We start from the raw sequence: 17,511 nt of genomic DNA, 5'->3' as shown, positions 1-17,511 counted from the left end.
GGAGGGAGCCGATGACGCGCGGCCCATGCGCGGGTACGACATTCTCGATCCGGGCACCTGCCGTTACCTGGGAACCCGGACGGTCTGGCTGCGCGACCCGTTCCCGTTCGGCCGCGGCGGCGAGCCCATCGCCCGCAAGGGCGCGGCGTGGAGCACGGCCCTGATGTCGTCGGTGATCGTGGATCGCCCGGGGCAGCGAGGCTGAGCGGTCAGCCCGGGTCGGCGGGCGACTCCGCGAGCCGCTCGCGGAGCCATTCCTTCTCCGCCCGGCTGATCGCCCGCGCGACCAGCAGCATCCCCCGCCGGTACGGGTCCGCCTCCTCCTCCGCGCGCACCGGCCGGCCGCCCTCGTAGAAGAAGCTGGCCGGGGCCTCCAGGAAGGCGAGGCGGCGGCGGAGCACGGCGGCGCGGTCGGCCGGGTCCGGCAGGGCCGACAGGAACGTCAGCAGGACGAAGAACCGCGCCTGGTCGCTGATCTGGAGGTCCGAGGGGGTCCGGAGGCGGGCCAGCAGCTCCTCGCGGCCCGCCGGGGTGAGGGTGAGCACCTGCCGGCGCGCGGCCGCGGCGCCCGCCTCCTCGTGCCGCTCGACGAGGCCCGCCGCTTCGAGCCGTGAGATGGCCGGGTAGAGGGCGCCGTCGCTGACCGGGCGCAGGTGGCCGGAGAGCGCCGCGAGGCGGGTCTTGAGCTCGTAGCCGTGCATCGGCCGTTCGTTCAGGAAGCCCAGGATCGTCAGGGCGAGGTCTCCTCCGCTTGCCATGGGCCGCATCGTACCGTTATACCTCTAGACGAGATACAACGAATCGAGGTAGACGATGATCCGGCTGGCGGTTCCCGTGTACGTGGAGCTGGTGACGGCGGTCGTGGCGGTGGGGCTGATCGACCTGCTCTGGGTCTCCGGCCTCGGCGAGGGGGCGATCGCGGCCGTGACCGTGGGCACCACCGTCGAGTACCTGGCCTACGGGCTGTTCCTGGCGGTCCCCACGGGCGTCACGGTGCTGGTCGGCCGGCGCGACGGGCGCGCGCCCATCGCGCCGGTGGTCCGGGCCGGCTGGGCGCTGTGGGCGGTCCTGTCGGCCGCGATCACCGTGCCCGGCGTGCTGCTGCGCGAGCCGCTGGCGGCGCTGTTCACCGACGAGTGGCGGCTCACGGCCGGGTTCTTCCTGGTCTCGCTCGGCGGGCTGCCCGTGTTCTTCGCGCAGACCGTCGTGGACGGCATCCTCAAGGGCCGGGGGAACACCCGGCGCCCGATGCGGCACGCCATCATCTGCAACGTGCTCGTCATCGCGCTCGACCCGCTGTTCGTCTACGGGCTCGGGATGGGCGTCCAGGGCGCGGCGCTGGCGACCGTGGCGGCCAGGCTGGTGACCCTGGCCTTCGCCCTCGTGACCTCACGCCACCTCATCACGGAGCGGGGACCGGGCGGGCGCGCGGCGTGGGAGGTGGTGCGGACCGGGCTGCCCATGTCCGGCGACTTCCTCGCCCGCTCGGCCGTGGGCATGGCGCTGGTGGACCTCGTGGCCGGGTTCGGGACGCGGGAGCTGGCCGGGTACGGCATCGGGCAGAAGATCATGCTGGCCGGCGTCATGGTGTTCTACGCGCTGCGGCAGGCCGCGATGATCCGCACCGCGCGCTCCGAGCCCGCCGGCTCGCCCCTCCTGCTGGGGCTGGGCGCCGGCGCGGCCGTGGCGCTCGCCCTGAACGTCGTGGCGGCGCCCGTCGCCGCGCTCTTCACGGCCGACGTCGAGCCCGCCGTGGGCTTCCTGCGCTGGATGACGCTCTACCTGGTGCCCTTCGGCGGGCTCATCGCCGTGGGCGGGGTGCTCCAGGCGAGCGGCAGGGGCGGCCGGCTGCTCGCCGCCACGCTGGCCGGCTTCGCCGTGCAGGTGCCGCTGGCGTACGGGCTGAGCGCGTACGCCGGCGTCACCGGGGTGTGGCTGGCGATGGCCGCCGGGGCGGCCGTCAGCCTCGCAGGCGCGCTAGCGCCGCGCGGAGGCGATCCTGGGAGCGCTCGCGGCCGAGCACCTCGATCGACTCGAACAGCGGCAGACCGACCGTCCGGCCCGTGATCGCGACGCGGACCGGGGCCTGCGCCTTGCCGAGCTTGAGGCCGTGGGCGGCGCCGACCTCCTCCAGCGCCTCCTTCAGCGACTCGGGGTCCCAGCTCACCCCGTCCAGGCGCTCCAGGTAGCCGGTGAGGATCTCCACCGGGGCGTTCTTCATCGCCTTGTCCCACGACGCCTGGTCGAACACCGGCTCGTCGAGGAAGAGGAAGTCGACGTTCTGCCGGATCTCCGACAGCACCGCGATGCGCGTCTGGGCGAGCGCCGCGACCTTGCTGAAGGTCTCACGGTCCCAGTCAGGGTCGAGGTACGGCGAGCAGCGCTCCTCGAAGACGTGGACCGGCAGCGCCCGGATGTACTCGCCGTTGAAGGCGCGCAGCTTCTTCTCGTCGAAGAACGCGCTGGAGCTGTTGACGTCCGTCAGCCGGAACAGCGGCACCATCTCCGACCACGGCATGATCTCCCGGTCGTCGCCGGGGCCCCAGCCGAGCAGCATGAGGTAGTTGACCATGGCCTCGGCCAGGTAGCCCTCCTCGCGGTAGTCCTCCAGCGCCACCTTGTCGCGCCGCTTGGACAGCTTCTTGCGCTGCTCGTTGACGATGACCGGCAGGTGCGCCCACACGGGCGGCGTCGCGCCGAGCGCGGGCCACAGGAGCTCCTGCTTGGCCGCGTTGCCCAGGTGCTCCTCGCCGCGCACCACGTGGGTGATGGCCTGGGTGATGTCGTCGACCGCGTTGGCCAGCACGTAGAGGGGCGAGCCGTCGGTGCGGGCGATGACGAAGTCCTCCTGGGCGTCGTTGGGGAACTCCACCCGCCCCCGGATCACGTCGTCGACCACGGTGACGCCCTCGTCGGGGGTGCGGAAGCGGACCGCGCCCTCGCTCAGCCCGCGTTCGCGGCAGTGGCCGTCGTAGCCGCGGTGCTCGGAGCCGGTGCGGGCGACGAGCTGCTCGCGGGTGCAGTCGCAGTAGTACGCCTTGCCGTCGGCCAGCAGCTTGGCCACGGCCTCGCGGTGCTGCGGCTCGTACGCCGACTGGAAGTAGGGGCCCTCGAACGCCGGGTTGGTGCCGTTGATGCCGATCCAGTCGAGCGCCGAGATGATGCCCTCGGTCCACTCGGGCCGGTTGCGGGTGGCGTCGGTGTCCTCGACGCGCAGCACGAACCGGCCGCCCGCCTGCTCGGCCAGCGCCCAGTTGAACAGCGCCGTGCGGGCGCCGCCCACGTGGAACATGCCGGTGGGGGACGGGGCGAACCGCACCCGGAGATCAGTCACGAGCGACCACCTTGTTCGTCAGAGTGCCGATGCCTTCGATGCCGACGCTGACCTCGTCGCCGATCTCGACCGGGCCGACCCCGGCGGGGGTGCCGGTCAGGATGACGTCGCCGGGGATCAGGGTCATGACCGCGCTGACGTAGGCGACGAGCGCGGGGATGTCGTGGATGAGCTGGCTGGTGCGGCCGCTCTGGCGCACCTCGCCGTTGACCGTCGTGGTGAGCGCGAGGTCGCTCGGGTCGAGGTCGGTGCGGATCCACGGGCCCAGCGGGCAGAACGTGTCGAAGCCCTTGGCGCGGGTGAACTGCACGTCGCGCTTCTGCAGGTCGCGGGCCGTCACGTCGTTGGCGCAGGTGTAGCCGAAGATGACGTCCTTGACCCGCTCGACCGGCACCTCGCGGCACAGCCGGCCGATCACCACGGCCAGCTCGCCCTCGAAGTCGACCCGGTGGGACAGCGAGGTGGGGTAGGCGACGGCCTCGCCGTGGCCGATGACGGAGGTGGACGGCTTCATGAAGATCAGCGGCTCGTCCGGCACCTCGTTGCCCATCTCGCGGGCGTGCTCGGCGTAGTTGCGGCCGATGGCCACCACCTTGCTCGGAAGCATGGGGGCGAGCAGCTTCACCTGGCTGAGCGGGAACCTCTCGCCGGTGAACTGGACCTCGCCGAACGGGTGGCCGGAGATGGCGGAGACGAACTCCTCGCCCGGGCCGCCCTCTACCACGCCGAACGTGACGCCTTCGCCTGTGGAGAACCTCGCTATACGCACCCGACAAGGCTATCGTCGCCGCCGAGCCGGTCCGTCCCCCGGTGGGGGCGCGGGTTAGCCTGGCAACGGCACCGGCTCGCGACGGGGCGGCCGGTGCGGTGAGACTGCCGCGAGAGGGGTCGCGTTGTCCGTCGTGAAGATCAATGTGCTGAACGTTCCCGCTGAGATGCGGGAAGAGCTGGAGCGCCGGTTCTCCAACCGGGCGGGGATGGTGGAGTCCTCCGACGGGTTCGAGTGGTTCGAGCTGCTGCGGCCGGTGGAGGGTACCGACCGGTACCTCGTCTACACGCGCTGGCGCAGCGAGGAGGACTTCCAGGCCTGGCAGAAGGGGCAGGCGTTCCAGCGCGGCCACGCCCAGGCCGCCGCCGAGGCCGGACAGCAGGGCGGTGACCAGAACCAGGGGGCCGGTCAGGGGCACGGCCACGGGCATGGTCCGGCGGCGTCCGGCTCGGAGCTGTGGTCGTTCGAGGTCGTCCAGACCGCCGGCCCCAAGTAGGAGAGCGCGGGGTCAGGAGTCGAGCGGGTTGCGGGCGATCCGCTCGGCGATCCCCGACCGGACGAACCCGCCCGCCAGGCTGGACGGCTTGCGCTCGCCCTGCTCGGTGACGCAGGCGGCGAACTCCTTCGCGATGTCCAGCCGCGGGTAGCGGCCGAGGACCTCCTCCCGCAGGTCGGGCGGGATCTCGTCGGTGCGCCGGCCGGAGATGTCCATGCCGGTGGACAGCTCCAGCAGGTGTCCCTCGGGGTCGTCCGCCAGGGGCACCTCGTCCCACATGTGCCGGACGATCACCTCCAGGGCGCGTTGCCTGCGCTCGCGCGACCAGCCGGCGCCCGCGCAGAAGGCCCAGGCGACGTGCCCGCCCGCCTCCTCGAACGGCACGGTGTGGCTGTCGAACTCCGCGGTCAGGCCGAGGTCGTGGAGCATGGCCGAGACGTAGAGCAGCTCCGCGTCGAAGGCGATGCCGTGCTTCCTGGCGTGGGCGGCGGCCCACAGGTAGGCCCGGACCGAGTGGTTGAGCAGCGAGGGCGAGTGGTACCTGGTCGCCACCTCCAGCGCGCCGCGGCAGGCGGCGGTGTCGGGGATCACCAGATCGTTCAGCTTCATGAGGCCATCATGGCTCAGCCGGCCCGCCCGACCGGCTCAGTGGGCCGCTCGTGGGTCGCCGCGTCGTCCCCGCGGGAGGGCGACGGCGTGCGGCGGGCGACGGCCAGACCCGCCGCGAGGCAGGCGAGGGGTACGGCGGGCAGCACGTACCGGTGGTCGAAGGCGGCGATCAGCACGGGCAGCAGGAGCAGCGTCACGGAGGCCGCCCACGGCAGCAGCACCGCGCCGCCCAGCGACCGCCACCTGAGCGCCACCCCCGCCAGGCCGACGAGGAGCAGCGCGCCGAGGAACGGCCCGCGCAGGAAGCCCTGGCTCTGGTAGCCGCGGATCCAGCCCGCGTACGGGTCGACGACCGCCGTCTGGCCGGAGGCGCCCTGGTAGTCGGTGGTGATCTCGGCGGCGGTGCGGTCCTTGGAGGCGGGCACGTCCTTGAACGGCGGGATCCGCTCGGGGAAGGAGTAGGCGCTCTGCTCCCCGTCCACCGGGTACACCCAGCGCTCCCAGCTGAAGACGTGGGCCGCGTCGGCGAGCCCGGCGGCGAGGAAGTCGAGCGGCTGGGCGAGGATCGCCTGACGGGCGAAGCGGCCCGCGGCCTCGTCGCGCGCGGCGTTGCCGCCCTTGATCGCGTTGATCGGCGAGTCGGCGTCCCAGATGTACTCGGGCGGCTGCCTGCGCTGCCCGAGCGGCTCTTTCGGGCAGAGGCGCGGCAGGTCCGGCTGGATGCGCGCGCAGTCGGCGAAGGTCAGCGTGCGCGCCCACAGGAACGTGTTGCCGCGGCTCAGCTGGTACGTGCCGTGGACGGAGGCGAACCACGAGGCGTAGCCGGCGAGCGGGATCGCGGCGGCCACGGCGAGCGCGGCGACGGAGCGCCAGCCGGCGCGGCGCAGCAGCAGCGCGACGGCGACGACGGCGATCAGCGGCAGCCCGATGGTCCGGGTAACCGTGGCGGCGGCCAGCAGGACCCCGGCCGCGGCGGCCGTGGCCACCGTGGGGCGGGGCCGCCACAGGAGCAGCGTGACGGCCGCCATGACGAGGAACACGAACAGCAGATCCGCCATGATCATGTGTTCGAGCTGGATCTGGTACGCGTCCAGGAGGACCGGCAGGGCGAACAGGGCGGCGGCCCAGGCGGGCAGGCGGCGGCGCAGCAGCGCGTACACGAGGACGCCGATGCCGAGCCCCAGGAGGTGCTGCACGACCACGACCGCCTCGACGCTCGCCAGCGGGCGCAGCGCCCACAGGAAGAACGAGTAGCCGGAGGTGCGCGACTCCAGCGGGCGCAGGTCGAGCGCGGCGTTGAGGTAGGCGAAGGAGTCCGCCCAGAACCAGATCGCCGGCCGGTAGCCGAGCAGGGCCAGGCCGCGCAGCACCACCCCGGCGAGGAGGACGAGGAGCAGCGGCCAGTGCCGGCGCACCAAGGACATCATCGGCCTCCTCTGCCTCCGGACGAGCAAACAGGATACAAAGGACGAACAACTATCGGGCCGCTAACGATCTGGCACCTGGCAAGCCACCCGACTTGACCGGTTGATCGCGATTCGGACAGCATGTTCCGCCCCCATCTTCACGGCCCGGAAGGAAACCGGCGTGCGCCGCCTCGCGATCCCCCTTGCCTCCCTGCTCCTTCTCTGCGGGTTGGCGGGCTCGGCGCGGGCCGACACCCCCGCCACCGGGCCGGAGAAGGTGAAGCGCACCGCCCAGTGCCAGGGCGACTGGCTGCCCGCCACGCCCACGGCCGACGAGGTCATGCGGGGCGAGATCTCCCTCGTCGGCCTGCCGCCGTACAAGCTCGGCAGCAGGATCAACTGGGCGGCGAGCCCGTACAAGAACCGCTCCTGGGAGTTCGTCTTCCAGTCGCTGCGCTGGATGGGCACGCTCGTGGTGGCCTACGAGAACAGCGGCGAGGAGCGCTACCTCGACCGGGCCAAGGAGATCACCAAGGACTGGGTGGCCCACAACCGGCGCGGCGCCCGCGGCACCGCGTCGTACGTCTGGAAGGACCACCCCGTCTCCCTGCGCTCGCAGGCGCTGGTCTGCCTGAGCATGCACGTCAAGGACGCCTGGCTGAAGGACAGCCTGGCCGACCACGCCCGGCTGCTGGCCGACCCGAGGCTCTACAAGAAGGGCCACAACCATGGGATGGACCAGGACATCGCGCTCATGGGCATCGGCTGCCGCTACGGCCGCTCCGACTGGGCGAGCCTGGCCTCCCGGCGCCTGACCGGCACCGTCAAGCTCGACGTGGACGCGCAGGGCGCGCTCATGGAGCAGGCGCCGCGCTACGCCGTCTACGTGTACGGCCGGCTCCAGGTGGCCATCGCCAACATGAAGGACTGCGGGCGCAAGGTGCCGGGCGAGATCTCCCAGCGGGCCGACGCCCTGAAGGACTTCATCGCCCACTCCACCATGCCCAACGGCTACATGGTGCCCCTCGGCGACGGCAGCGCCGAGACCGAGCCCCGGGTGGACACCGGCACGCCCAAGCAGGAGGTCAAGGTCTACCGCGCCGGCTACGTGTACGGCCGGACGGCGTGGAACAAGCCGGACTCCACCTTCTACTCGATCCGGTTCGGCCCCGGCCTGAAGTTCCACGGCCACGAGGACCACCTGGGCGTGACCTACTACGCGCACGGCCGCGACATCCTCATGGACGCCGGCTTCCACTCCTACGAGAAGAGCGCCTACCGCTACTGGACGCTCTCCCCCGAGGCGCACAACGTCCCGACGGTCGTCGGCAGGAGCTTCCGCCCGCGCACGGCCAGCAAGCTCACCAAGTCGGCGATCGGCGACGATCGGCAGGCGTTCCGTCTGACCGACAAGGCGTACGGCACGGCCCGCACCCGTTCGGTGCTCGTCAACCACGGCGAGGACCTGATGGCGGTGCTCGACACGGCGGCGGGCGGCGCGAAGGTGCGCAACCTGTGGAGGTTCGCCCCGTCGCTCAAGGTCGTCTCGAACCAGGGCGGCCGGGTGGTGCTGGGAGACGGCAAGTTCCGGGTCACGCTGCTCCAGCTCGACTCCTCCTGCCGCCCGGTCGGCGGGCAGAGGGTCGAGCGCGGCGGGAAGCTGGGCTGGGTGTCGCCGACCTACCTGTCCAAGGAGCCGGCCGCCGTCGTCGTCTCCCCCGCCGCCGCGTCGCTGCTGACGGTCGTCGTGCCGGGCACGGACGACCCGAAGGTGTCGTGCTCGGGCGGCAAGGTCAAGGTCGAGGGCGTGTCCTTCTCGGCCGGCCTCCTCTGACCGGCCCGCACGATCGCGGGCTCGTCGCAGCTCGCCTCAGCCTGTCTCAGCTCGTCTCAGCTCGTCTCAGCTCGTCGCGGCGGCGAGCCCGGTCCGCAACGCCTCCGCGTTGGCGGCCGCGAACTGCGCGAACGTACGCGGCGGGCGGCCCGTGAGCTCCTGGACGGCCGTCGTCGTGGCGGCCAGGTAGCCGGTCGCGACCTGCCGGGACAGCTCGGTGACGTCGTCGGCGAAGGACGCGGGCAGCCCTCGGGCCCGCAGCGCCGCGGCCAGCTCGGCCGGAGGCAGCGCGACGCACTCGACGGTCCGGCCCAGCACGGCCGAGAGCTCCTCCGCGATCTGAGCATGAGTCAGCCCCCGCGGTCCGGTCAGCACGTGCGTCTCCCCCCGGGCCGGGTGATCCGGTGAGCAGCGCGGCGGCGCAGGCGGCGATGTCGTGGCAGTCGATGTACGACACCTCCCAGTGCGCGCCCTCGGCCAGCCGGCCGCCGCGCCGGGCGTGCCAGACCGACACCTTCACCACCCGCCGGCCCCGCGCCGACGCCCGCCGCAACTACGAACGCCTGCTGGCCGAGGCCGACGCGGCCTTCCGGGAAGGAGGCGTCGAGTCCAGCCTGGAGAGCGTCGCCCGCCGCGCCGGCGTCGCCATCGGCACCCTCTACGGCCACTTCCCCACCCGCCGGGCACTGGTCCGCGGCCACCATGGGCTCTCTCCCCGCCGTGTTCCCCCGGCTCACTCCATGCCGTGCTACCGCCGCCCGGAACGTCTTGGCGCGATCGGGCGTACGGCCGGGGTCTGGGGGTCGGGAGACCCCCAAGGTCGGGGTGTGGGGGCTTGCCCCCACAGGGCGCTGCCCGGAGCCCCATGGCGCGAAGCGCCCCTTGCGGAGGACCGTGCTTTGTGCCCCGGAGCTTCCCAGCCCGAAGCTCGTCTCAGCCGGTCTCGTGGCCCGCGCGGAGGAGGCTGTAGGTGACCGCCTGCTCCAGTGCCTGCCAGGAGGCGTCGATGATGTTCTCGGCGACGCCGACCGTGGCCCACTCGGCCGTGTCGTCGCTGGAGGTGATGAGCACGCGGGTGATGGCGCCCGTGCCGTGGGTGCCCTCCAGGATGCGCACCTTGTAGTCGATGAGCTCCAGCCTGGCCAGCTCCGGGTAGAGCTGCTCCAGCGCGAGCCGCACGGCCCGGTCGAGCGCGTTGACGGGGCCGTTGCCCTCGCCGGTGGCGACCATCCGCTCGCCCTTGGCGTGCAGCTTGACCGTGGCCTCGCTGACCAGGTCGCCGCCCTTGGTGCGCTCGACGATCACCCGCCACGACTCGACCTCGAAGTGGCGGCGCCGCTCCCCCTGGACGGTGTCGCGCAGCAACAGCTCGAAGGAGGCGTCGGCCGCCTCGAACGTGAAGCCCTGCGACTCCAGGTCCTTGACCCGCTCGACCAGGGACTTCGTGTGCTCCGGGGTGAGCTCGTAGCCCAGCTCGCGGCCCTTCAGCTCGACCGAGGCGCGCCCCGCCATGTCGGAGACCAGCATCCGCATGTCGTTGCCCACCTGGGCGGGGTCGATGTGCTGGTAGAGGTTGGGGTCGACCTTGATGGCGCTGGCGTGCAGGCCGGCCTTGTGCGCGAACGCCGACGTGCCGACGTACGGGGCGTGGGAGTTGGGGGTCACGTTGGTGACCTCGGTGATGGCGTGGGCGATGCGCGTCATGTCGGCCAGCGCCGGCGGCGGCACGAGGTCGAAGCCGCGCTTGAGCTGGAGGTTGGCGACCACGGTGAACAGGTTGGCGTTGCCGGAGCGCTCGCCGTAGCCGTTGGCGCAGCCCTGCACGTGGGTGGCGCCGGCCTGGACGGCGGCCAGGGTGTTGGCGACGGCGCAGCCGGTGTCGTCATGGCAGTGGATGCCGACGCGGGCGCCGGTCTGCGAGGCCGCGTGGACGATGTCGGCCAGCTCGTCGGGGAGCATGCCGCCGTTGGTGTCGCACAGGGCGACGACGTCGGCGCCGGCCTCGGCGGCGGTCCTGAGGACCTCCAGCGCGTAGGCGGGGTTGGACCGGTAGCCGTCGAAGAAGTGCTCGGCGTCGAGGAAGACCCTCTGGCCCTCCGCGCGAAGATGGGAGACCGTGTCGCGGATCATCGCGAGGTTCTCCTCAAGCGTCGTGCGGAGGGCCAGATCGACGTGCCGGTCGTGACTCTTGGCGACAAGGGTCACCACCGGCGCCCCGGATTCGCGCAGTGCGGCCACCAGTGGGTCGTCGGCTGCCTTCACACCGGCCCGGCGGGTCGCGCCGAACGCGGTGAGCTGCGCGTGCTTCAGGTCGAGCTCGGTCTGGGCCCGCCTGAAGAAGTCCGTGTCCTTGGGGTTGGCGCCCGGCCATCCCCCTTCGATGAAGCCGACGCCCAGCCCGTCCAGATGGCGCGCGACGGCGAGCTTGTCGGCAACGGTGAGGTTGAGCCCCTCCTGCTGTGCGCCGTCACGCAGCGTCGTGTCATAGACGTGGAAGCGGTCGTCGGCCATGGTGTCGTCTCCCTGGAAAACAAAAAGACCCCTCACGGGCGTGAGAGGTCTGCGCGCTGGCTCGGTCCCTGCGTCAGCCAGCGCGCCTGCCGATAATGAGCAGACCGTAGAACATGGTGCCTAGGAGTCTGCCATACGGACTCACCATTCGGCACATCGGTCTCACCTTATGGACACAAAGAGTCACACGGTGACGCCCGAGCCGCCGGTGATGGCCGTCTCCAGGGCCTTGGGGTCGAACGCCTCGTCACCGAGCAGCCGCCCGTCGAGCACGACCGTGGGCGTGCCCTCCAGACGGACTCTGGCGCTCTGCTTCAGGTGGTCCTCGGCGTACGTCTGGGAGGTGACGCACTGGTCCACCGACGCGCCGGCCTGGCGGGCGGCCCTGACCAGCTCCTCCAGCGTGAAGCCGGAGGCCTCGCCGTGCGGGGCGGGCTGCATGCCGTACAGCTCGTCGCGGAAGGCCAGCCAGTTGGCCTCGGGCACGCAGCGCGCCGCGGCGGCGGCCCGGATGGAGTTCGAGCGCATCGGCTCGTCCTGGAAGATCGTGATCGGGTGGTAGACGACCTTGACCTTGCCTTCGGCCGCCAGGCGCCGCATCGTGGCGTCCACCCTGCTGTGCAGGTCCTTGCAGACCGGGCAGTCGAAGTCCTCGTACAGGTCCAGCACCGGCGCCGTGGCACTGGTGTCGGCCAGCACCATGCTGCCGTCGGCCTGCCGCAGCAGCCGCACACCCGGCGACGACCCGTCGCCGCCGCTCGTCTGGAACACCACGAGCGCGGCCAGCACCGCCAAGGCGGCCAGCACGGCCGCCACCCTCTTCGTCATTCGTCCCGTCCCTCGATCCGGTCGCGGCGACCTTACCGGAATCACCTGTGAACGCCGCGAACCGGGCATCCCGGGAGGCCGCTTCACGGCGACGCGGCCCGCCGGGAGACGGGCCGCGTCGCCGCCACGGGAGAGGACTGCGCGGGAGCGGGGGCTAGAGGACCTTGTGGATCCAGCCGTGCTGGTCGGGGCGGGAGCCGTACTGGATGCCGAGCAGTTCCTCGCGGACCCGCAGGGTGACGGGGCCGGGGGTGCCGTCGGCGACCGTCCAGGAGCGGTCGGCGCCCTTGACGGAGCCGACCGGCGTGACGACCGCCGCCGTGCCGCAGGCGAACACCTCGCTGACCTCGCCCGACACGCACCCCTCCTGCCACTCCTCGACGCTGACCAGGCGCTCCTCGGCCTCCAGGCCGAGGTCGTCGGCCAGCGCGAGGATCGAGTCGCGGGTGATGCCGGGCAGCAGGGTGCCGGTCAGGGAGGGAGTGACGAGCTTGCCGCCGATGACGAAGAACAGGTTCATCCCGCCCATCTCCTCGACGTACGCGTGCTGGGCCGCGTCGAGCCACACCACCTGGTCGCAGCCGTTCTCCACGGCCTGGCGCTGGGCGACGAACGCGGCGGCGTAGTTGCCGCCGCACTTGGCGAAGCCGGTGCCGCCGGGGGCGGCGCGGGTGTACTCGGTGGACAGCCACACCGAGACGGGCTTGACGCCGCCGCTGAAGTACGAGGCCGCCGGCGAGGCGATCACCATGTACGTGTAGGTGCGCGACGGGTAGTTGACGCCCAGCCCGACCTGGGTGGCGATGATGAAGGGCCGCAGGTAGAGGCTGTGCCCCTCGGCGGTCGGCACCCACTCGCGGTCGGCCTGCACGAGCTGCTCCAGCGACTCGACGAACGTCTCCTCGGGCAGCTCCGGCATCGCCATGCGCACCGCCGACTGGTTGAAGCGGGCCGCGTTGGCGTACGGCCGGAACGTCACGACGGAGCCGTTGATCTGCCGGTACGCCTTGAGCCCCTCGAACAGCTCCTGCGCGTAGTGGAAGACCGCCGTGGCCGGGTCGAGGGAGAGCGGCCCGTACGGCTGGAGCCGCGCGTCGTGCCAGCCCTCGCCCTCGGTGTACTGGATGGAGATCATGTGGTCGGTGAAGGTCTGCCCGAAGCCCGGACTCGCCAGTACCTGCTCGCGCTCCGCCGCGGTGCGAGCGTGGTCGGATAGCTGCACGTCGAAGCTGAGCTTCTGAGCGATGGTCATGACGATTGGTCCTTCTCTCTACGACTCGGTGATGCCGGCGGCACTGCGCGCCGGCACTCCACGTACTTCCTAGTGTCTCGCTATTTGGGATGGCAAGGGGTCACTGGGATGGTATGACCCCGAACATGCGAAAAGCGCCTGGCAGGTCCGGTTCGGACCGCCAGGCGCTTACGGAGCTGGGGCGGCCCTAGCCCGATACTCGCGCGGTGATGTCGTCACCGATCTCGCCGGTCGTCCGGCTCGCCCCGCCGCTCAGCCGCTCGATGATGTCGTCGGCGACGGCCTGCTCCACCTTGGTGGCCTCGGCGTGCAGGCCGAGATGGTCGAGGAGCATGGCGACGGACAGGATCGTCGCGGTCGGGTCGGCCTTGCCCTGGCCCGCGATGTCGGGCGCGCTGCCGTGGACCGGCTCGAACATGCTGGGCGCGGTGCGCTCGGGGTTGATGTTGCCGCTGGCGGCCAGGCCGATGCCGCCCGCGATCGCCGCGCCCAGGTCGGTGATGATGTCACCGAAGAGGTTGTCGGTGACGATCACGTCGAACCGCTCGGGCTGCGTGACGAAGAACATCGAGGCCGCGTCGATGTGACTGTAGTCGGTCGTGACCTCGGGGAACTCCTCGGCCACCCGGTTGACCGTGCGCTGCCAGAGGTCTCCGGCGTAGGTCAGCACGTTGGTCTTGTGGATGAGCGTGAGCTTCTTGCGCGGCCTCGACTGCGCCTTGGCGAAGGCGTAGCGCACCACGCGCTCCACGCCGTGGGCGGTGTTGAGCGACTCCTGGGTGGCGATCTCGTGCGGGGTGCCGCCGCGCATCACGCCGCCCGTGCCCGCGTACAGGCCCTCGGTGCCCTCGCGGATGACGATCATGTCGATGTCCTCGGCGCCGGCGCGGGCCAGCGGCGTCTCCACTCCCGGGTAGAGCTTGACCGGGCGCAGGTTGACGTAGTGGTCGAAGACGAAGCGCAGGCGCAGCAGCAGGTCGCGCTCCAGGATGCCCGGCGGCACGCTGGGGTCGCCGACGGCGCCGAGCAGGATCGCGTCGTAGCCGCGCAGCTCCTCCAGGACGGAGTCGGGCAGGGTCTCGCCGGTGCGGTGGTAGCGGGCGGCGCCGAGATCGTAGTGGGTGGCCTCGATCTTCGTGCCGACGGCTTCGAGCACCTTGAGCCCTTCGGTCACGACCTCGGTGCCGATGCCGTCCCCAGGGATCACTGCCAGGCGAATGTCGCGCGAATCCATGGCCGTACCCTACCGGCTCGTCTCGACTGCCGAACACACCATCTCACGTACCGGACATCCGTTTTGCCAGGTATTGCGGTCGTTTGACCGTTTCGTTAGAGTCCGTCGAGCCGAATCCGCGCAGCAGTTGCGTGGAGCCGGGGACCCATTCCCCTTTTCGGGGCGAATCGGCAGGTCACCGCCGTAGGGCCACTTCCAGGCCCGAGCCCGTCAGCTAACCCGGTAGGCCGTATGGAAGGACCTTCGTGTCTCGCATCGCCATGCTCGCCGCCGTCGCGACCGCAGGGGTCGCGCTCGCCGCCCCGGCCAGCGCCTCCCTCGCCTCCTCCCAGCCGTCGCGGCAAAGCACCCCCCTTCCCCCCATCACTTCTGGAACGTTCCAGAACGCGTCCTCCTCGCTGCCGGGCAGCGCCAAGGAGGAGACCACGACGGCCCGCCTGACCTCGCCGATCGTCATGTTGACCGCCGCGGACGTCCAAGCCGCCCGCGACAAGAAGACCCCTCTCCCCGCCTGGAAACGGGCACTCAAGTTCGCCCTCGACAAACGCGGCACCCCGTACGTGTGGGGCGGCACCACCCGCAAGGGCTACGACTGCTCCGGCCTGACCTTGAAGGCCTACCAGCACGCCGGCATCCAGCTCCCCCGGACCGCGGCGGAGCAGTACCGGGCGTTCTCCCGGAAGATCTCCTGGAAGAACCTCAAGCCCGGCGACCTCGTCTTCTTCCACAACCTCGGGCACGTCGGGATGATCTCCAAGCCCGGGTACATGGTGCACTCCCCGCAGACGGGTGACGTGGTCAAGGTGGAGCGCCTGTCGGCCTGGCGCCGCGCCTCCTTCGTCGGCGCCGTCCGCCCCGACCCCAAGGGCGTCAAGGCGTGGGCCGCCATGAAGGCCGAGCGCAAGACCCCCGCCCCGGCCAACATCCCCGCGGCCACCATCCTGTGACACCCATCAAGTGACGCCCATCAAGTGACACCTGTCCTGTGACCCACTGCCGGTGGGCCGGGCGCGGCCGGAGCTCGCGCCCGGCCCACCGGCATGACGGGGATCAGGACAGGGTCAGGGACCGGCCGGCCGGGTCAGGAAACAGCCGGCCGAGTCAGGAGCGGCCGGGGAAGGTCAGCGCTGGTCGGCGGCCTGCGGGGCGCCGCCGTTGTCGCGGCGGTCCAGCGCGGTCTGCACGGCCTCGGCCGCCTCGTCGTCGCGCTCCTCGGCACCGTTCCAGGAGTACATCTCATACATGTGGTTCATCTCGTTTCGCGGGGCGTCGTACAGACGGGAGTCGAATCCCGGCCGAGCATGAGCTCGCGGCACGGGAACACGGACCAGGCGATGGGACTGACGGCCGACGCGACGCCACACCGCGGCGGGTCGCCGGCCTGCCCTAACAGGCCCCGCCGCGGCAGGTAATGAGTACGAGAACCTGGCGCATTGCTAGCAATGTACCTTCCGGTCTCCCGGCTGTCTCCTAGGACGTCCTAATATCTCGCATCGTGAGACAAAAACGACCGCCGCCGGACAGGTGCTGTCCGGCGGCGGTCTTCGGGAAGGGGACGGTCCGTCAGCCGTCGAGGTCGACCGAGCGGCCGCTGTCCGCGCCGATCTCGGCGACGATCTGCTCGACCACGTCGGCCGGGATGGCCGTGTCGACGGTCAGCGCGATCAGCGCCTTGCCGCCCTTGACGTCACGGGCCACCTGCATCGAGGCGATGTTGACGCCGTGCTCGCCGAGGAGGCGGCCCACGACGCCGACCACGCCGGGCCGGTCGGTGTAGGTGAAGAACGAAAGGTGCTCGGTCGGCTCGATCTCCATCTCGTAGCCGTTGACCTCGACGATCTTCGTGATCTGCCGCGGGCCGGACAGCGTGCCGGACACGGAGACCTGCCGGCCGTCGGCCAGCACGCCGCGCACGGTGACGACGTTGCGCCAGTCGGGGCTCTCGGAGCTGGTCACCAGCTCCACCGTGACGCCGCGGTCCTTGGCCAGCAGCGGCGCGTTGACGTACGTCACGGAGTCCTCGACCACGTCGGTGAAGACGCCCTTGAGCGCGGCCAGCTCCAGCACCCGCACGTCCTGCGAGGCGATCTCGCCGCGCACCTCGACGTCGAGCTTGGTGGCCACCTCGCCGGCCAGGGCGGTGAAGACGCGACCGAGCTTCTCGGCGAGCGGCAGGCCCGGCTTGACGTCCTCGGCGACGGCGCCGCCCTGGACGTTGACCGCGTCGGGCACGAACTCGCCCGCCAGCGCCAGCTTCACGCTGCGCGCCACCTGGGTGCCGGCCTTCTCCTGGGCCTCGTGCGTGGAGGCGCCGAGGTGCGGCGTCACGACGACCTGGTCGAGCTCGAACAGGGGGCTGTCGGTGCAGGGCTCCTTGGCGAAGACGTCGATGCCGGCGCCCGCCACGCGACCCTCCTTGATCGCGGTGTAGAGCGCCGCCTCGTCGACGATGCCGCCGCGGGCCACGTTGACGATCCGCACCGAGGGCTTGACCTCGTGCAGCTCCTTGTCGCCGATGAGGCCGACGGTCTCCTTGGACTTGGGCAGGTGGACGGTGATGAAGTCGGCCTGCTTGAGCACCTCTTCGAGGCTGAGCAGCTTGACGCCCATCTGCGCGGCGCGGGCCGGCGGCAGGTAGGGGTCGTAGGCGATCAGCTCGACGCCGAACGGCTGGAGCCGCTGCGCCACGAGCTGCCCGATCTTGCCGAGGCCCAGGATGCCGACGACCTTCTCGTCGAGCTCGACGCCGGTGTACTTGGACCGCTTCCACTCGCCGTTCTTCAGCGCGGCGTGGGCCTGGGCCGTGTTGCGGGCGCTGGCCAGGATGAGGGCGATGGTCTGCTCGGCGGCGCTGGTGATGTTGGAGGTGGGCGCGTTGACGACCATCACTCCGGCCTTGGTGGCCGCCTCGACGTCGACGTTGTCGAGGCCCACCCCGGCGCGGGCGACGACGCGCAGCTTGGGCGCGGCGGCGATCGCCTCGGCGTCCACCTGCGTGGCGGAGCGGACGATCAGCGCGTCCACGTCGGCGAGCGCGGGCAGCAGCTGCGAGCGGTCGGCGCCGTCGGTGTGGCGGACCTCGAAATCGGCGCCGAGCACGGCGAGGCCGGCCTCGGACAGCTCCTCTGCGACCAGGACGACGGGCTTTGTCACGGATGGATCCTTAAGGCGAGCGGCGGGCTAGGGGCACGTCGGCGAGCCCCTCGGAGTCCCACAGAGTGTATCCGCGCTTGTGAAC

The 17,511-nt window shown here is 71.3% G+C and carries 18 protein-coding genes and 1 riboswitch; of the genes, 6 read left to right on the top strand and 12 right to left on the bottom strand.

The genetic code is table 11. The annotated features are described in order from the left end of the window. Positions 1-25 precede the first annotated feature (25 nt). Positions 26-205 carry a hypothetical protein gene (locus tag MTP10_RS10005; protein ID WP_310708778.1) on the top strand — a complete coding sequence of 60 codons (180 nt, stop codon included), beginning with the start codon at positions 26-28 and terminating at the stop codon, positions 203-205. 4 nt (positions 206-209) lie between these two features. On the opposite strand, the gene MTP10_RS10000 is transcribed toward MTP10_RS10005, so the two are convergent. Next, complete coding sequence (locus MTP10_RS10000) at positions 210-758, bottom strand: PadR family transcriptional regulator (RefSeq protein ID WP_310708777.1); 549 nt, start codon at positions 756-758, stop codon at positions 210-212. Between the two features lie 55 nt (positions 759-813). On the opposite strand from MTP10_RS10000, the gene MTP10_RS09995 reads away from it, so the two are divergent. After that, complete coding sequence (locus MTP10_RS09995) at positions 814-2,067, top strand: MATE family efflux transporter (protein WP_310708776.1); 1,254 nt, start codon at positions 814-816, stop codon at positions 2,065-2,067. Here the strand turns inward: MTP10_RS09995 and gltX are convergent. Together gltX and MTP10_RS09985 are read right to left on the bottom strand one after the other, a co-directional pair. Next, positions 1,961-3,334: a glutamate--tRNA ligase gene (gltX, locus tag MTP10_RS09990; RefSeq protein WP_310708775.1), complete on the bottom strand. Its 1,374-nt coding sequence runs from the start codon at positions 3,332-3,334 to the stop codon at positions 1,961-1,963. The genes MTP10_RS09995 and gltX overlap by 107 nt on opposite strands. Continuing rightward, positions 3,327-4,103, bottom strand: a complete 777-nt coding sequence (locus tag MTP10_RS09985; protein WP_310708774.1) for a fumarylacetoacetate hydrolase family protein — start codon at positions 4,101-4,103, stop codon at positions 3,327-3,329. The genes gltX and MTP10_RS09985 overlap by 8 nt, the downstream gene beginning before the upstream one ends. A 124-nt stretch (positions 4,104-4,227) precedes the next feature. On the opposite strand from MTP10_RS09985, the gene MTP10_RS09980 reads away from it, so the two are divergent. Then, positions 4,228-4,599, top strand: coding sequence for an antibiotic biosynthesis monooxygenase (locus tag MTP10_RS09980; RefSeq protein ID WP_310708773.1), 372 nt, complete (start codon positions 4,228-4,230; stop codon positions 4,597-4,599). Between the two features lie 12 nt (positions 4,600-4,611). Here MTP10_RS09980 and MTP10_RS09975 read toward each other — a convergent pair whose 3' ends face one another. After that, entirely contained in the window at positions 4,612-5,208 is a 597-nt protein-coding gene (locus MTP10_RS09975) for an HD domain-containing protein (RefSeq protein ID WP_310708772.1), read from the bottom strand. A 14-nt stretch (positions 5,209-5,222) separates the two neighbouring features. Beyond that, on the bottom strand, positions 5,223-6,635 hold the full coding sequence (locus tag MTP10_RS09970; RefSeq protein ID WP_310708771.1) for a hypothetical protein: 1,413 nt from the start codon (positions 6,633-6,635) through the stop codon (positions 5,223-5,225). A gap of 160 nt (positions 6,636-6,795) precedes the next feature. On the opposite strand from MTP10_RS09970, the gene MTP10_RS09965 reads away from it, so the two are divergent. After that, entirely contained in the window at positions 6,796-8,448 is a 1,653-nt protein-coding gene (locus tag MTP10_RS09965) for a heparinase II/III family protein (protein ID WP_310708770.1), read from the top strand. 66 nt (positions 8,449-8,514) lie between these two features. On the opposite strand, the gene MTP10_RS09960 is transcribed toward MTP10_RS09965, so the two are convergent. Further along, on the bottom strand, positions 8,515-8,823 hold the full coding sequence (locus MTP10_RS09960; protein ID WP_310708769.1) for a hypothetical protein: 309 nt from the start codon (positions 8,821-8,823) through the stop codon (positions 8,515-8,517). Between the two features lie 56 nt (positions 8,824-8,879). Between MTP10_RS09960 and MTP10_RS09955 the strand changes: the two genes are divergently transcribed. Continuing rightward, on the top strand, positions 8,880-9,422 hold the full coding sequence (locus MTP10_RS09955) for a helix-turn-helix domain-containing protein (RefSeq protein WP_310708881.1): 543 nt from the start codon (positions 8,880-8,882) through the stop codon (positions 9,420-9,422). Here MTP10_RS09955 and cimA read toward each other — a convergent pair. The 4 genes from cimA to MTP10_RS09935 all read right to left on the bottom strand — a co-directional run bounded on the left by cimA (position 9,382) and on the right by MTP10_RS09935 (position 14,273). Continuing rightward, complete coding sequence (gene cimA, locus MTP10_RS09950) at positions 9,382-10,959, bottom strand: citramalate synthase (RefSeq protein ID WP_310708768.1); 1,578 nt, start codon at positions 10,957-10,959, stop codon at positions 9,382-9,384. The two genes, MTP10_RS09955 and cimA, sit on opposite strands and share 41 nt — an antisense overlap. Positions 10,960-11,142: 183 nt before the next feature. Then, positions 11,143-11,787: a thioredoxin domain-containing protein gene (locus MTP10_RS09945; RefSeq protein WP_310708767.1), complete on the bottom strand. Its 645-nt coding sequence runs from the start codon at positions 11,785-11,787 to the stop codon at positions 11,143-11,145. Between the two features lie 154 nt (positions 11,788-11,941). Next, positions 11,942-13,039, bottom strand: a complete 1,098-nt coding sequence (locus MTP10_RS09940; RefSeq protein WP_310708766.1) for a branched-chain amino acid aminotransferase — start codon at positions 13,037-13,039, stop codon at positions 11,942-11,944. A 187-nt stretch (positions 13,040-13,226) separates the two neighbouring features. Then, a complete protein-coding gene (locus MTP10_RS09935) occupies positions 13,227-14,273 on the bottom strand; it encodes a 3-isopropylmalate dehydrogenase (RefSeq protein WP_310708765.1) in 1,047 nt (348 codons plus the stop codon). A gap of 98 nt (positions 14,274-14,371) precedes the next feature. Then, a riboswitch (cyclic di-AMP (ydaO/yuaA leader) is annotated at positions 14,372-14,517 on the top strand. Between the two features lies 1 nt (position 14,518). Here MTP10_RS09935 and MTP10_RS09930 point away from each other — a divergent pair. Further along, entirely contained in the window at positions 14,519-15,220 is a 702-nt protein-coding gene (locus tag MTP10_RS09930) for a C40 family peptidase (protein WP_310708764.1), read from the top strand. Positions 15,221-15,394: 174 nt separating this feature from the next. Here MTP10_RS09930 and MTP10_RS09925 read toward each other — a convergent pair whose 3' ends face one another. After that, positions 15,395-15,517, bottom strand: coding sequence for a hypothetical protein (locus MTP10_RS09925; protein WP_310708763.1), 123 nt, complete (start codon positions 15,515-15,517; stop codon positions 15,395-15,397). Between the two features lie 319 nt (positions 15,518-15,836). Next, the gene (serA, locus tag MTP10_RS09920; protein ID WP_310708762.1) at positions 15,837-17,426 is read right to left on the bottom strand and encodes a phosphoglycerate dehydrogenase; all 1,590 of its coding nucleotides are present in this window, start codon (positions 17,424-17,426) and stop codon (positions 15,837-15,839) included. Positions 17,427-17,511 lie beyond the last annotated feature (85 nt).

It is taken from the genome of Nonomuraea sp. 3-1Str (genome assembly GCF_031570565.1).
Classification (GTDB): Bacteria; Actinomycetota; Actinomycetes; order Streptosporangiales; family Streptosporangiaceae; genus Nonomuraea.
This window is presented reverse-complemented; position numbering and strand designations above follow the sequence as displayed.

Excerpts from the sequence above, each read along its gene's own strand:
- MTP10_RS09995 (WP_310708776.1), top strand. The coding sequence starts at position 814 with ATGATCCGGCTGGCGGTTCCCGTGTACGTGGAGCTGGTGACGGCGGTC.
- MTP10_RS09925 (WP_310708763.1), bottom strand. The coding sequence starts at position 15,517 with ATGTATGAGATGTACTCCTGGAACGGTGCCGAGGAGCGCGACGACGAG.
- MTP10_RS09945 (WP_310708767.1), bottom strand. The coding sequence starts at position 11,787 with ATGACGAAGAGGGTGGCGGCCGTGCTGGCCGCCTTGGCGGTGCTGGCC.
- cimA (WP_310708768.1), bottom strand. The coding sequence starts at position 10,959 with ATGGCCGACGACCGCTTCCACGTCTATGACACGACGCTGCGTGACGGC.
- MTP10_RS09955 (WP_310708881.1), top strand. The coding sequence starts at position 8,880 with ATGTCGTGGCAGTCGATGTACGACACCTCCCAGTGCGCGCCCTCGGCC.
- MTP10_RS10000 (WP_310708777.1), bottom strand. The coding sequence starts at position 758 with ATGGCAAGCGGAGGAGACCTCGCCCTGACGATCCTGGGCTTCCTGAAC.
- MTP10_RS10005 (WP_310708778.1), top strand. The coding sequence starts at position 26 with ATGCGCGGGTACGACATTCTCGATCCGGGCACCTGCCGTTACCTGGGA.
- MTP10_RS09940 (WP_310708766.1), bottom strand. The coding sequence starts at position 13,039 with ATGACCATCGCTCAGAAGCTCAGCTTCGACGTGCAGCTATCCGACCAC.
- MTP10_RS09975 (WP_310708772.1), bottom strand. The coding sequence starts at position 5,208 with ATGAAGCTGAACGATCTGGTGATCCCCGACACCGCCGCCTGCCGCGGC.
- MTP10_RS09935 (WP_310708765.1), bottom strand. The coding sequence starts at position 14,273 with ATGGATTCGCGCGACATTCGCCTGGCAGTGATCCCTGGGGACGGCATC.
- MTP10_RS09970 (WP_310708771.1), bottom strand. The coding sequence starts at position 6,635 with ATGATGTCCTTGGTGCGCCGGCACTGGCCGCTGCTCCTCGTCCTCCTC.